We start from the raw sequence: 12342 nt of genomic DNA on the forward strand, positions 1-12342 counted from the left end.
CAGATCCGGCCGCGCACGTCATCGCGCGCCGCGTTGCGCCAGGACCGCGGGCAGGGTCTTCAGCAGGATCGCCACGTCATGCCATATGGCCCAGTTGCGGACATACCACCCATCCAGGCGAACCCGCTCGGCATAACTGGTATCGCTGCGCCCGCTGACCTGCCACAAGCCGCTGACGCCCGGCCGCGTCTTATAATACAGCTCGATATATTCCCCATAATGGCCGGCTTCCGCATCCACGATCGGCCGCGGGCCCACCAGGCTCATCTCCAGGCGCAGCACGTTGATCAACTGGGGCAGCTCATCAAGGCTGGTCTTGCGCAGGAAACGGCCGATCGCGGTCACGCGCGGATCGTTGGTCAATTTCTGCGTGCGGGCCCATTCGTCGGCCGCGGCCGGGTCGCGCGCCAGCAACTCCTTCAGCACCTCGGCGGAATTGACCACCATCGTGCGGAATTTCAGGCAGTGGAAATGCCGCCCGTTCATCCCCAGCCGCCGGTGCCCGAAAAAGGCCGGCCCGCCATCCAGCTTGACCAGAGCGGCGATCGCGACAAAGAAAGGCAGCAGCGCGACGAACAGGCTGGTCGCCACCGTGATGTCGAACAGGATCTTGACCGCCCGCGCCAAAGGCTGGTCCAGATTGTTATAGTACGTGAACATCACGTCGTCGTGGCTGAAGAACGACGATTTGCGCATGCCATGGACCGGCAGTTCGATGCCGCGCGGCACCAGGGTAAAGGGCACGCCGTCGCGCACCAGCCGCTGCACCGCCGCGCGGTTGACGCCATGATCCGTGTCGCAGACCAGCAGCGCGCGGCTGGCGCCGTACCGGCGCAGCACGCCCCGGCCGTGATTGTCGTCGGTCGCCGTGATGAATTCGGAAATGTCGATGTGCCCGACCGTCCGCAGGCCCGGCAGGGAATCGCTGGCCAGCGCGGCGCGGATGCCGTGGCAATGCTCATCCGCCCCGACCAGCAGGGTCGGCACCTGCCAGGCGTCGAGCCGATGCAGTGCGTGCTTGGCCACCTGCCGTCCGATCGGCGCGAACAGGGCGAAACACAGCCAGGCGCCGCCGCTCGCCAGCGCATAGGGCTGCGGAACGCGGCCAAGGATTGCGAAGCTGGAAATCAGTGCGGCGAACAGCGATGTCGAAACGACGACCCGGGTCTCATCCCAGAACGTGCCGCGATCGCGGTAATGTCCCTGCAGCCAGAAGATATAGGCAACGAAACAGAAGACCGTCGCCTGGCCGATCAGCATGTCTCGCAATGCAGACACTGTCGGAACGGCCAGCGCGACATGGTAGAAGATATGGGCGATCTGCGCGCTGATCAGAAAGACGGCAAAAAAAGACAGGGCATAGGCGACAATATCGGATGCGAAAATCAGCAGAGGTGCATTTTCGGGTACCGCAAGCGGGCGAACCTTTTCCTGCGCTACGTCGATGAATGCACGATTGTCCGGCACGGAACCCGGCACGGAAGCAGAAATATCAGGTGTAATTGCCCTGTTGTAATCTAGGGTCGTCATAATACTACCCCGTCTCTGGATATAGTTTCCATCTTATTAATAATGAATATGGCGAGAATTGGATTGGTCTGGAAAATTTGCGAAATAAAAACACGACGGCGGCATTGTTGGTTTTATTCTATTGCCGACCCATGGTTACATCAGGCCAATTTGGACAGTCTATAGATTGTTTGTCTCATGAGATGGCAAGTCGTTCCAAAATGCGTCGACCGTGAGAATTTTTGTCATGGTCGGGAATTCTCATCCGGGATGATGCGGGTGGTTGGAAATAGTTCCATGCCGGATCAAAAAAAATCCCCTCCGACCCCATGGTGGAGAGGACCATTCGCGAATCTATCATGTTGTTTTTAGTACGAAAATTCCAGCGGCTTCGGCGGAACTTTCCGATGAACCCGGCGTTGCCGCCGTTTGTGGGGGTGTATGCCGCGCCTGGGGCACCTGTTTCAGCGGCGCATCGGATCTTCTCCCGTGCATCCGATATGTCCATATCGGTTGAAACGTTTTCTCGTGATGTGCCGCCGTACCGCCACGGGCAGCGCGCAGGATAAACGCGCCACGATTTCTTCGGACGTGGCCGCGCTCCCTTGGGCGGCTTCCATAATGATTTTCTGCGGCAACAGGATTTCGATCGTGGTCGCATCGACGGGGGCGGGCCTGTCCGTGTGGCCCCAGCTTCGGACCACGTCGTACAATCCCTTGTCCGCGGCGCGCCGCAGCAAATATCCATATCCGCGGGTCAGGCCCTCTTCGGACAGGAACGCGTCCAGCCACGCCGCGCAATCCTGCCTGTCGTCCCACGGCCCGATCTCGATCGACCTGGCGTTGTTCGACTCCGCCGCCGCCCTGGTCTGGTGTGGATCCATCGTCGTCATCGCACGTCTCCCTCCGTCCGTCCGGGGCTGCGACCGACAGGCTATGGCTCCTGCTCCGATACAGGAAACAAAGGAAATAGGCGTGCCCGCGACGGGCATCCGGTACCCGCCTGTCTCTGCCCGATATGGGTGGCCGGGCCGCTTCGTGCCAGGCGCCTGGCCATCACATGCGCGGTACGTCGCCCCGCGTTCCCTCACTCTCCCTCGGCCGACGTCGATCCGCTGATCGAGGGGGGATCGCTGGCCGGGAAACTTTCGTCCAGCCCCTCATCCAGCTTCTGGTCCTTCGTCTGGGCGCCGGTGGCGGGCGTCTTCCCATTGCCGGCCGGCGTCTCCGCGGGGGGCGCAGGTCCCGCGGGCGTTTGGTTGTGCGACATGACCGCCCTCCGATGCTGGCCCATGCGATGCCGGCTCAACGCCCCGGCAGCGTCCCGTTTGCGCGATGTCACCGATGTGATTATCCCCGCCGTCATTGTCCCTGCTGTGATCGGCCCCGCATTGCACGCGGATGCCCCTGCGCGATGCGCGCGCCGATTTGACATGACGGCGGTTTGGTGATGCATGACGGGCGCGGTCGGGCCGCGTTTGGACTGCCGCGCCATCGGGGCTATGATTGGCACATGATTCCAGCTTCTCCTCGCTTCCTGCGCCTCGCCGGACCGGTTCCGGGATCCCGGGCATGACCGAGCGCCGGGCCGTGCGCCACCGGGGCATGACCCTGGCGGAAGGGGACGATGCGGCCGACTGCCTCGCATGGGCGGCCCCGCGCCGCCGGACGTTGCGCGTGCTGCGCGCGGTGGCGCGTCTGGCCGGGATCGCCGTCTGGATACCGCTGTCCGTCGGGTTCGAGGCCGGATTGCTGCTGGTGCCGGGCACCGCGAAAATCCGCTGGACTCCGGTGATCTGGGGCGGATTGTGTCGCCTGCTGTCGGTCGAGATCCGCGTCATCGGCAAGCGGGCCGGCAGTGTCGGGGGCGCTGCCGCCCGGGCACGGGGCGAGCGCCCGGTCATCTATGTGGCGAATCATTCCTCGTGGCTCGACGTGCCGGTACTGGGCGCGGTCCTGCCGTCGGTCTTCGTCGCCAAGGGCGATATCGGCGCATGGCCCCTGATGGGCACGGCGGCGCGTATCGGCCGGACGATCTTCGTCAGCCGCCAGCGCAGCACGACGGGGCGCGAGCGCGACGAAATGATCGGCCGCCTGATCGGGGGCGACAATCTCATCCTGTTCCCCGAGGGCACGTCCTCGGACGGCTCGCGCGTGCTGCCCTTTATGTCGGCCTTCTTCGCCATCGCCAAGATCCCCGCCCTGCGCAAGGGCAGCGAGGGCGAGCCGCCGCCCCTGACCTATGACGACGGCATGGCGCCGCTGATCCAGCCGATCTCGCTGGTCTTCGACCGGCTGGACGGGCTCAACGTCAACCGCAATCGCCGCCCGGTCTTCTCATGGTACGGCGACATGGACCTGGCGCCGCATCTGTGGCAGCTCGTGCAATGGCGCTCGATGCGCGCCAGCGTCATTCTGCATCCCGTGCTCGACCCGGCCGATTTCCCTGGCCGCAAGGCGCTGGCGCAGGCGGCCTGGACGGCGGTGGCCGACGGCGCGGCCCAACTGCGCCGCAATGCCGACATCACCGACCCGCCGCCCGCCCCACTCGGCCGCGATGCCGGTCGCGACCCTGGCCACGACGGGGATTGAGCAGCCTGCCAGGCTCCACAGTCCCAGTCTCCAGTCCCAGTCTTCAGTTCAGCCAGGGACCCTGCGCCGTCGGGTGCGCGGATGTTCCGGCCATTCCATCAGCACGTTCTCGACCGCCTGCGGATCGGTCCGCTCGGCCTCGGCGAACAATTCGTCCGCCCGCGCCTGGTCGCCATGCTCTTCCGCCCGCAGGGCGGCTTCGGCCAGGCGGCGCGCCAGTTCATGCTTGCCCGCCCCGGCATGGGCCGGCTTGTCGTCGTCTTCGATAAATCGGGACATCACACCCATCCTTCCCTGCGCGCGTCCGCGCGCGTTGGCCCTCGGCAAATCGTCCGCAGCAAATCTTCCGGACGGACGGATCGCGGACGCGCCGTCTCCAAATCCGTAACTGCGACAAAACACATGTAGGCGTCGGGGCGCGCACATCCATGGGGCGCCGGCAAAAGGCCGCTTGACAATGGCGGCCGGATCCCGTCTTGGGGCGTGGAACAATTTGCCCTATCCAACGTTGCGCTTCAGTCCGGACTCCGGACCTCATGTCCGGACCCCGGGTTTGGAACAGCATGGCACAAAGGTTTCTCTCACGCGGCCGGCCGATCCGGCCACGTTCGATCCTGCTGGCGGCGCTGCTGGTCCTGGGTGGTTGCTGCGCCCATGGCGGTACCGGCGACCATGTGCATCGCGGCCCGTACGGCTCCGTCGGCATGGGCTATGGCGGCTCGTAGGGGCTACTGTCGCATGCTGCAGAAAAGACCGGCTCTCGCCATGATTTGCGCACAGGCGGCGGCCATTCCTGGCATTGTTGCGTAGTTTCCATCAGGAGAACGACAATGGTCCATCTGGGGATTCAACTGGGAATGGTCGGCCTTGTGTCCGGCCTGCTCGTCGCCTGTGGCATCCAGGTCGCGCGTCTCGTCGAAACGCGGATCGACCCCGATTTGTCGGTGTTGAATCGGCCGGCCGGCCTGGACATCTGACAGCCGGACGGCAAGGCTTCGCGTTTGGTGCCGCCGCGGATAATCGCCGCCGGCGCGTCGTGACCGGCCGCGCTTTGCGGCCTTTTCTCGCGGGAGAATTCCAGATGATCCGTTCCTTCCTGATCGCCGGCATGGTCCTGGCCGTCCCGGCGCTGGCCGCGGCACCGGTCCAGGCCCGTACCGTCCCGGTCACCGGGCCGTTCGTTCCGGCCGCCGGTGCCTCGCCTGCGGTGACCGGCCGTTTTACCGGCACGCTGGATGAGAAGCGCAACCTCGTCACCTACACTATTAAATATAGCGGGCTGAGCGGTCCGGTCATGGCGGCGCATTTTCACGGCCCGGCCGATCCGGGGCAGGATGCCGGGGTCATGGTGCCGATCAAGGGGCCTTATGCCAGTCCGCTGCACGGCGCGGTGGTCATGACGCCGGAGCAGGTGACGGCGCTGCGGGCCGGCCGGGTCTATGTCAACCTGCACACCGAGGCCCACCCGAACGGCGAAGCCCGCGCCCAACTGCAGGTGCGCGGCGCCCAATAGCCGGCCGAACGCCGTCCAGGGCGGATCGTGATCGGGTGGAACCGCCCGATCGCGTGGAGACGCAATGACGTCCAGCCCGGGCAGGCCACTAAAATATTGATGCTAGAGCAGATCCCGTTCAAACGGACTCGTTTGAACGGGTGAAGATGCTCTATAAAATAATGACTTAGAGCATTTCCACTGAACCGGTGTTCAGTGGAAATGCTCTAGTGACCGGCGGTACGGGAAAACAGATTGATGATCGCCACGCCCAGGACGATCAGCACCATCCCCACGATCGCCGGTCCGTCCAGATATTGTTTCAGCCAGATCCGGTTGATGACGGAAATCAGCACGATGCCCGCGCCCGACCATACGGCATAGACGATGCCGGTCGGCATGGTGCGCAGGGTCAGCGACAGCAGGAAGAACGCCACGCCGTACAGGCCGAGCATCAGTACCGTGGGCAGCGGGCGGGAAAAACCATCCGACAATTTCAGTAAAGACGTTGCGATGACTTCGGCGATGATGGCGCCGGCCAGAAACAGATAGGAATTCACGCCCCGATCGCCCTTGTGCCCGACCCCGCGACAAAATCCGCCGCACGGTACAACAAGAAGCGCCACGCGCCCAGCCATCGTCTTCAATGCATTCGCCGTCCGACCCCCGTAGCGTTGCGTACATCACAGAAATGCCCTGTTTCCGGAATCGTTCGGATTCCAGAAACAGGGCTGGGCACAAAACGGAAGAATATTTTCGACCAATCCGCCGATCGCCGGAATCCGCTCATGAATTCCGGACGCAGAATCCCAATACATGCCGTGACGGGGCATGCCGTGACGGGGGGCGCCTAATCGGGCAACTCTCCCTCATCATGGTCTGCTCCAATGTCCTGATTCCGAAATTCGCAAGCGAATTCCGGAATCGAAAGGACATTAGAATCAATATTCTAGTGGCCTGCCGATCCGAGAAATTCTCATAAGAATTTCTCGGGCAGGACGCTAATGCCCCAGCGGAATCGTGGGCGATAGCAGGATGCTGATGACGATGGCGGCGATCATCACCGCCACGACGACGATGCCGCCCAATGTCTGCTTGGTATTGTCCGACAATCTGTGATCGGGATGGCCGGCCAGGCGTCTGCCGAACATGACATGCTCTCCAAATGACCAGGGTCCGGATGTCCGGAAACCGGTTCCGGAAAATTCTTTCCCTCAGAACGAACTTCGGGAAACCAATCCTTGGGGCGCGGGTATCGCTCCCGTCGACGGATCTGGTTGGCGCGCATGCGCGAAACAAGGGCCGGCGGACGCGCTCAGCGCGATGTGAAGCGGCCTACAGGGCCAGGACGCTCAGCACGCTTCCTTCCACGATCACGGCGCAGGCGCCCAGCACGTCGCCGGTATGCCCGCCGATCTGCCGTCGCGCCAGGCCCGCCACCAGCCCGGCCGCCACGATGGCCGCCAGGCAGGCTCCGGCCGCCCGGGACGGCGGCAATGTCAGTCCCGCCGCCAGAACCGGCACGGCCAGGCCGGCCGCCAGCGCCATGGGCGGAACGCGCGTCATGCCGGCCGCCAGCCCGTCCCGGCGGGCCGGCGGCAGTACGCCGAGCAGCCCGGCCATGGCGGCCCGGCCCAGCCCGCCCGCCACCGCCAACCCGGTCACGGGATGGGCCAGGCCCGCCAGCGCCGACGCGCGGATCAGCAGCGCCAGCACCAGCGCCAGGACGCCATAGCTGCCGACCCGGCTGTCGCGCATGATCGCCAGCTTGCGCGCCGTATCCCGGCCGCCGCCGAACCCGTCGGCCATATCGGCCAGCCCATCCTCATGCAGCCCGCCGGTCAGCAGGACCTGAGCGGCCATGGCCCATCCCGCCGCCGTCAGCCGGCCCATGCCGGCCCAGTCCAGCAGGCCCGCCACGCCGCCGCTCGCGGCGCCGACCGCCAGGCCGATCAGCGGCCAGGTCCAGGCCGACCGGGCCAGGTCGATCTCGTCTTCGCTCTCGTCCTCGCCCCCGGCCGTTCCGCGTCGCGACCGGCCGGCCGGCAGGCGCGTCAGCAGCCCCAGCCCGGCCAGCAGATCCGCGCGGCGCCTGGACAGCCAGCTCATTGCCGCGCGCTGATTCCCGCCTCGGCGAAGCTGGCCATGCCGGCGTGGCAGGCCAGGGCGGCGCGCAACAGCGGCACGGCCAGCGCGGCTCCCGATGCCTCGCCCAGCCGCATCTCCAGCGCCAGCAGCGGGGCCAGCCCCAGATGCCGCGCCAGCACGCCATGGGCCGTCTCGGCCGATTGGTGGGACAGCACGGCATGCGCCAGCCCTTCGGGATGCAGCCGGGCCAGGGGCGCGGCGGCGGCGGTACAGACAAATCCGTCCAGCACGACCGGCACGCGGTTCCGCCGCGCCGCCAGCACGGCCCCCAGGATCGCCGCCAGCTCGTATCCGCCGACCCGGCGCGCCATCTCCAGCGGATCGCCGCGCCAGGCGGCGTGGCGCGCCAGCCCGGCGTCGATCGCCGCCGCCTTGCGCGCGATGCCGGCCGCGTCGGACCCGGCGCCGGGGCCGGCCCATTGCGTGCCGTCGCCACTGAACAGGGCGGCCGCCAGCGCGGCGGCGGCGGTCGTGTTGCCGATCCCCATCTCGCCCAGGCACAGCAGGTCGGTCTGCGGCGGCACCGAAGCATGGCCGGCGGCAACGGCTGCCAGGAATTGCGCCTCGTCCATCGCGGGGGCTTCGGTGAAATCCGCGGTCGGCGCCAGTTCCGCCAGGGGAATGACGGTCAGTTGCGCGTCGGCCACCCGCGCCAACTGGTTGATGGCGGCGCCCCCTGCCGCGAAATTGCCGACCATCTGCCCGGTGACGTCCGCCGGCCAGGGCGATACGCCCCGTGCCACGACCCCGTGATTGCCGGCGAAGACGATCACCCGCACCCGTTCCAGCACCGGCGTGGCCCTGCCTTGCCAGGCGCCCAGCCAGGCGGCCAGCTCTTCCAGCCGGCCCAGGCTCCCCGGCGGCTTGGTCAGCACCGCGTTGCGCGCCGCGATGGCCTGCCGCGCCGCCGCGTCGGCCGGCGGCAGGCCGGCGCAGGCATGCCGCAGCGCGTCCATGTCGGGAAAGGCCAGGGGGTCGGGAAAGGCCGGGGGATCGGAAAAGGGGCGTGCCATGGCACCGTTTGTGTGGCGTTATGCGCGCTGATGCAAGGCGCGCGTCGCGGAGGAGACATGGAACCGGCAGGCCGCGAAGAGCCACCAGGACAGGGTGCGGGCCAAGGGACAGGCCAAGGGGAGAGCCCGGCAGCGGACCAGGCGGGGACCATCCTGGTGCTCGGCGGCGTCCGTTCGGGCAAGAGCCGTCATGCCGAGGCCCTGGTCACCGCCGGCCCGCCGCCCTGGCGCTATATCGCGACCGGCCGGGCCTGGGACGATGAAATGCGCCGGCGCATCGCCCGGCATCGCGCCGACCGGATTGCCGGATGGCAGACGGTCGAGGAGCCGCTGGCGCTTCCCGCCGCGCTGGATGACGCCGGAACCCTGCCCGTCCTGGTCGATTGCCTGACCTTGTGGCTGACCAACCTGCTGCTCGAAGACCGCGACATCCCGGCAGCCACCGACGCGCTGCTCCGGACCCTGCGCCGCCGCCCGGCCCCGACCGTCCTGGTCGGGAACGAGGTCGGGCTGGGCATCGTGCCCGAGACGCCGCTCGGCCGTCGCTTCAGAGATGAAGCCGGCTGGCTGCACCAGGCGATTGCCCGCCAGGCCGGGCACGTCGTCCTGATGGTCGCGGGCCTGCCCTTGACGGTAAAGGACCGGCAATAGCGTCGCCGCCGGTCATGCCGCGGGGGCTCGCGGCGCGCGCGCCCAGGGTGCGGTCGTGAAACGGCCGGCCAGATAGTCCAGAAGCAGCGACACCCGCGCCGGGCGCATCTGCCCGGGCGGCGTCACCAGATGGATCGCGATCGGCGTGACCTGCCATTCCGGCAGCACATTGACCAGGCGTCCGGCCATCAGCTCGTCCCAGACCATGAATTCCGGCATCAGGCTGACGCCCAGTCCCGCCAGCAGGAACGGCAGGAACGCCTCGGCATTGTTCGCGTGTAGCCGTCCGGATTGCACGATGGTGTAATCGCCGTCCTGCGCATGATGAAACCGGATCTGCCCCGGCGCCGCGGTATTGGTATAGATAAACCCCGGCATCTGCTCCAATTCTCGCGGATGGCGCGGCTCGCCCGTGCGCTGCAGGAAGGCGGGCGATGCGACCAGCGGCAGCCGCACCGCGCACAGGCGCCGCGCGCGCAGCGACGAGTCCGCCAGCGACGCGATCCGCACCGCCAGGTCGTAGCCGCCGCCGACCAGGTCCATCTGCTGATCGCTGAAGGTGATGGCGATGTCGATATCCGGATAGGTCGCCATGAATTCAGGCAGTTCCGGCGCCAGATGCGCGATGCCGAAGGTCATCGGCGCGGTCAGCCGGATCAGCCCGCGCGGATGGACCGTCTGCTCGCGGGCCTCGGCCTCGACCATCTCGCCATCCGCCAGAATCCGCGTGGCACGATCCAGCGCGCCCCGTCCCGTCTCGGTCAGCGAGAATTGCCGCGATGTCCGATGCAGCAGCGGCGAGCCCAGCCGCGCTTCCAGCCGGCCGATGGCTTTCGACACGGTGGGTTTCGAAATCTGCAATTCCTCCGCCGCCCGGGCGAAGGATCCCGTTTCCACGACTTTGGCGAAGATCGCCCATGCTTCCAGATCGGGGAGGCGCGTCATAGCGTTGTTCTGAACATGAGGGGGCCATTCTTTCCGTTTTCCAGACGATGCCGTCGTCGCGTCCCTTTTGTCCATGCATAACCCCGCCCCGGCCCGGGAATTTCCGGATCGCCCCTCCCGCCCCCCCCCGTCTTTCTCCCTGTCTTTCTCCCCATCTTTCCCCCCGTCTTTCCCCGTGTCCTGCCGAAGAGCCACGGCATGGCGCCGGGCACGCCGATCGTCGCGATCCGGGTCCTCGGCACCGGGCACGGCAGCGTGAGCACGATGGCCGGGACAATCCTTGCTCAGGCAGCCGAGGATTCCGATCCGGCCATGATCGGCGGCATCGGGCGCGACCTGTACCGGAAGGCATGCCTTCCCAGGGGAGGGGCCGAAGGTCGTGTCGAGGCACGTATGGAAGCGCGCCTGGGGCGCGTCGGGACCGTGCCGCGGGGCGGGTTCCGGATTCTTGTTTTGATTCGGCTCCGTTTCGCGAACCGTCCGGACCGGCCCGCCCGGCCCGGATGCCGTGTCCGTCGCCCGGGCGCGCCGCCCGGCACGACGGACCGGGCGCGGTAGATGAATTTCCATAAGATCATTATTATATATGGATCGAATTGAATTTGTGTTCCGCGTCCCGCCGGGCGCGACCCCACGGATGCGTGACCCGATGCAAGAAAAAAATCATCCTCTATTCTCTTTGACTTGACATATGTGCGTTCAGGCCCGAGATGATGCGGAAGAACGAGGTATTTCATGGCCTCAGTTCGGACGGGGCTCTCTGGCGCGACAGGATCGATACGGCCTTCCAGGGCACCCTGCTCGGGCGACCCGCCTGCAGCGTAACCGTGCGGCAGGGCGGGCGATGGACATCATGGCGTGCGAAAGGTTGCATCTGTATGAGTGAAGAAACGAAGACGTCCGCGCGGACGCGTCGCAAGGCGACCGCGAAGAAGAGCGAAGCCAAGGTGACGGCCGCCCCGGTCGAAGAGAAGATCGCAGCCCCGGCCTCCGAAATTGCCGAGACGCCGGTCAAGGTGAAGGGCGCGCGCAAGAAGGCCAAGGCTGCCGAGCCGAAAATCGAGCCCGCGCCGGTCATCGAACCCGCACCGGTCGCCGCCAAGCCCGCCCGCCGTGCCCGCGCACCGAAGGCCGCGCCCGAACCGGTGGTCGTGCCCGTCGTCGTGGCGGCGCCCGCGCGCCGTCGCGGCCCCGCCCGCCCGGCCGTCAAGGCCGGTCCGGTCGCGGAAGAGGTCGTGACCTCCGCCCGCAAGCCGGCCAAGGGCGCGGCCGCCCGCGCCACGGCCGCCAAGCCGCCGGCGCGCCGCGCCGCAGCGACGGCCCGAAAGGCCGCTCCGGTGGTCGAAGCGCCGAAGCCCGTGGCCAAGGCCAAGAAGGCTGCGATGGCCAAGCCGGCGAAGGCCGTCCCCGCAAAGGCTGCGCCCGCCAAGGCGCCGGCCGCGAAAGCCGCTCCAGTGAAGGCCGCCCCGGTGAAGGCTGCTCCGGCGAAGGCCGCTCCGGTGAAGACTGCTCCCGCGAAGGCTGCTCCCGCAAAGACCACTGCGGCGAAGACCACTGCGGCGAAAGCCGCTCCGGTCAAGGCGCCCAAGGCCGTCAAGGCCGCCACCAGGAGTGTGGCCGCGAAGCCCGCGCCGAAAACCGTCACGAAGGCTGCCACGAAAGAACTGGTGAAGGCTCCGGCCAAGTCGTCGGCCAAGGCCCCCGCCAAGAAAGGCGTCGCGAAGTCCGCGCCGGTGAGCAAGCGCGCCGTAAAGGGCACGCGCACCGCCGTCGATGCGTGGCGCGAAGCGCGCGAAGCCCGCAAGCAGGTCCGCCTGGCGCGCCTCGCCGCCGCGAAGGCCGCGGCCAGCGCCTGACCGGCCTGGAACCATCTGTGATCGTGCAGCAGGCGGCCTGTCTCCGGACGGGCCGCCTTTTTCCGTGCGCCGCTCCCCGCAACCGCGCCTGATGGCGCGGCAAGGCACGTTCTCTGGCATCGCCGTAAAGGCATCG

General features: G+C 67.0%; 16 protein-coding genes. 7 read left to right on the forward strand and 9 right to left on the reverse strand.

From position 1 onward, the window contains the following. Window positions 1-18: 18 nt before the first annotated feature. The 3 genes from AAC691_RS19830 to AAC691_RS19840 all read right to left on the reverse strand — a co-directional run bounded on the left by AAC691_RS19830 (window position 19) and on the right by AAC691_RS19840 (window position 2779). A complete protein-coding gene (locus AAC691_RS19830) occupies window positions 19-1467 on the reverse strand; it encodes an exopolysaccharide biosynthesis polyprenyl glycosylphosphotransferase (RefSeq protein WP_342628209.1) in 1449 nt (482 codons plus the stop codon). Window positions 1468-1973: 506 nt separating this feature from the next. Continuing rightward, window positions 1974-2402 carry a hypothetical protein gene (locus AAC691_RS19835; protein WP_342628210.1) on the reverse strand — a complete coding sequence of 143 codons (429 nt, stop codon included), beginning with the start codon at window positions 2400-2402 and terminating at the stop codon, window positions 1974-1976. A 194-nt stretch (window positions 2403-2596) separates the two neighbouring features. Continuing rightward, complete coding sequence (locus AAC691_RS19840; protein WP_323990306.1) at window positions 2597-2779, reverse strand: hypothetical protein; 183 nt, start codon at window positions 2777-2779, stop codon at window positions 2597-2599. A gap of 335 nt (window positions 2780-3114) precedes the next feature. On the opposite strand from AAC691_RS19840, the gene AAC691_RS19845 reads away from it, so the two are divergent. After that, window positions 3115-4101 carry a lysophospholipid acyltransferase family protein gene (locus tag AAC691_RS19845; protein ID WP_408906114.1) on the forward strand — a complete coding sequence of 329 codons (987 nt, stop codon included), beginning with the start codon at window positions 3115-3117 and terminating at the stop codon, window positions 4099-4101. Window positions 4102-4149: 48 nt separating this feature from the next. Here AAC691_RS19845 and AAC691_RS19850 read toward each other — a convergent pair whose 3' ends face one another. Next, window positions 4150-4380 (reverse strand): hypothetical protein, encoded by a 231-nt coding sequence (locus AAC691_RS19850; protein WP_176640810.1) that lies wholly within the window; start codon window positions 4378-4380, stop codon window positions 4150-4152. 284 nt (window positions 4381-4664) lie between these two features. On the opposite strand from AAC691_RS19850, the gene AAC691_RS19855 reads away from it, so the two are divergent. From AAC691_RS19855 to AAC691_RS19865, 3 genes are all read left to right on the forward strand, one after another. Next, a complete protein-coding gene (locus tag AAC691_RS19855; protein ID WP_342628211.1) occupies window positions 4665-4826 on the forward strand; it encodes a hypothetical protein in 162 nt (53 codons plus the stop codon). A 105-nt stretch (window positions 4827-4931) separates the two neighbouring features. Then, complete coding sequence (locus AAC691_RS19860; RefSeq protein WP_176640808.1) at window positions 4932-5078, forward strand: hypothetical protein; 147 nt, start codon at window positions 4932-4934, stop codon at window positions 5076-5078. A 104-nt stretch (window positions 5079-5182) separates the two neighbouring features. Then, window positions 5183-5614, forward strand: coding sequence for a CHRD domain-containing protein (locus AAC691_RS19865; protein ID WP_323990308.1), 432 nt, complete (start codon window positions 5183-5185; stop codon window positions 5612-5614). A 206-nt stretch (window positions 5615-5820) separates the two neighbouring features. Here AAC691_RS19865 and AAC691_RS19870 read toward each other — a convergent pair whose 3' ends face one another. From AAC691_RS19870 to cobT, 4 genes are all read right to left on the reverse strand, one after another. Further along, entirely contained in the window at window positions 5821-6153 is a 333-nt protein-coding gene (locus AAC691_RS19870; RefSeq protein WP_342628212.1) for an SMR family transporter, read from the reverse strand. 441 nt (window positions 6154-6594) lie between these two features. Beyond that, window positions 6595-6744 (reverse strand): hypothetical protein, encoded by a 150-nt coding sequence (locus AAC691_RS19875; RefSeq protein ID WP_176640806.1) that lies wholly within the window; start codon window positions 6742-6744, stop codon window positions 6595-6597. 184 nt (window positions 6745-6928) lie between these two features. Further along, the gene (cobS, locus tag AAC691_RS19880; RefSeq protein WP_323990309.1) at window positions 6929-7702 is read right to left on the reverse strand and encodes an adenosylcobinamide-GDP ribazoletransferase; all 774 of its coding nucleotides are present in this window, start codon (window positions 7700-7702) and stop codon (window positions 6929-6931) included. After that, a complete protein-coding gene (gene cobT, locus AAC691_RS19885) occupies window positions 7699-8754 on the reverse strand; it encodes a nicotinate-nucleotide--dimethylbenzimidazole phosphoribosyltransferase (RefSeq protein WP_408906024.1) in 1056 nt (351 codons plus the stop codon). The genes cobS and cobT overlap by 4 nt, the downstream gene beginning before the upstream one ends. Window positions 8755-8811: 57 nt before the next feature. Between cobT and cobU the strand changes: the two genes are divergently transcribed. Continuing rightward, the gene (cobU, locus tag AAC691_RS19890) at window positions 8812-9405 is read left to right on the forward strand and encodes a bifunctional adenosylcobinamide kinase/adenosylcobinamide-phosphate guanylyltransferase (RefSeq protein ID WP_342628213.1); all 594 of its coding nucleotides are present in this window, start codon (window positions 8812-8814) and stop codon (window positions 9403-9405) included. Window positions 9406-9417: 12 nt separating this feature from the next. Here the strand turns inward: cobU and AAC691_RS19895 are convergent, their stop codons facing one another. After that, on the reverse strand, window positions 9418-10350 hold the full coding sequence (locus AAC691_RS19895; protein ID WP_342628214.1) for a LysR family transcriptional regulator: 933 nt from the start codon (window positions 10348-10350) through the stop codon (window positions 9418-9420). A gap of 198 nt (window positions 10351-10548) precedes the next feature. Between AAC691_RS19895 and AAC691_RS19900 the strand changes: the two genes are divergently transcribed. Both AAC691_RS19900 and AAC691_RS19905 read left to right on the forward strand, forming a co-directional pair. Then, window positions 10549-10908 carry a hypothetical protein gene (locus tag AAC691_RS19900; RefSeq protein ID WP_342628215.1) on the forward strand — a complete coding sequence of 120 codons (360 nt, stop codon included), beginning with the start codon at window positions 10549-10551 and terminating at the stop codon, window positions 10906-10908. A 320-nt stretch (window positions 10909-11228) separates the two neighbouring features. Next, entirely contained in the window at window positions 11229-12206 is a 978-nt protein-coding gene (locus AAC691_RS19905; protein WP_342628216.1) for a hypothetical protein, read from the forward strand. Window positions 12207-12342 lie beyond the last annotated feature (136 nt).

This window comes from Nguyenibacter vanlangensis (genome assembly GCF_038719015.1).
Classification (GTDB): Bacteria; Pseudomonadota; Alphaproteobacteria; order Acetobacterales; family Acetobacteraceae; genus Gluconacetobacter; species Gluconacetobacter vanlangensis.

Excerpts from the sequence above, each read along its gene's own strand:
- AAC691_RS19835 (WP_342628210.1), bottom strand. The coding sequence starts at position 2,402 with ATGACGACGATGGATCCACACCAGACCAGGGCGGCGGCGGAGTCGAAC.
- AAC691_RS19840 (WP_323990306.1), bottom strand. The coding sequence starts at position 2,779 with ATGTCGCACAACCAAACGCCCGCGGGACCTGCGCCCCCCGCGGAGACG.
- AAC691_RS19845 (WP_408906114.1), top strand. The coding sequence starts at position 3,115 with ATGACCCTGGCGGAAGGGGACGATGCGGCCGACTGCCTCGCATGGGCG.
- AAC691_RS19850 (WP_176640810.1), bottom strand. The coding sequence starts at position 4,380 with ATGTCCCGATTTATCGAAGACGACGACAAGCCGGCCCATGCCGGGGCG.
- AAC691_RS19855 (WP_342628211.1), top strand. The coding sequence starts at position 4,665 with ATGGCACAAAGGTTTCTCTCACGCGGCCGGCCGATCCGGCCACGTTCG.
- AAC691_RS19860 (WP_176640808.1), top strand. The coding sequence starts at position 4,932 with ATGGTCCATCTGGGGATTCAACTGGGAATGGTCGGCCTTGTGTCCGGC.
- AAC691_RS19865 (WP_323990308.1), top strand. The coding sequence starts at position 5,183 with ATGATCCGTTCCTTCCTGATCGCCGGCATGGTCCTGGCCGTCCCGGCG.
- AAC691_RS19875 (WP_176640806.1), bottom strand. The coding sequence starts at position 6,744 with ATGTTCGGCAGACGCCTGGCCGGCCATCCCGATCACAGATTGTCGGAC.
- cobS (WP_323990309.1), bottom strand. The coding sequence starts at position 7,702 with ATGAGCTGGCTGTCCAGGCGCCGCGCGGATCTGCTGGCCGGGCTGGGG.
- cobT (WP_408906024.1), bottom strand. The coding sequence starts at position 8,754 with ATGGCACGCCCCTTTTCCGATCCCCCGGCCTTTCCCGACCCCCTGGCC.
- cobU (WP_342628213.1), top strand. The coding sequence starts at position 8,812 with ATGGAACCGGCAGGCCGCGAAGAGCCACCAGGACAGGGTGCGGGCCAA.
- AAC691_RS19895 (WP_342628214.1), bottom strand. The coding sequence starts at position 10,350 with ATGACGCGCCTCCCCGATCTGGAAGCATGGGCGATCTTCGCCAAAGTC.
- AAC691_RS19900 (WP_342628215.1), top strand. The coding sequence starts at position 10,549 with ATGGCGCCGGGCACGCCGATCGTCGCGATCCGGGTCCTCGGCACCGGG.
- AAC691_RS19905 (WP_342628216.1), top strand. The coding sequence starts at position 11,229 with ATGAGTGAAGAAACGAAGACGTCCGCGCGGACGCGTCGCAAGGCGACC.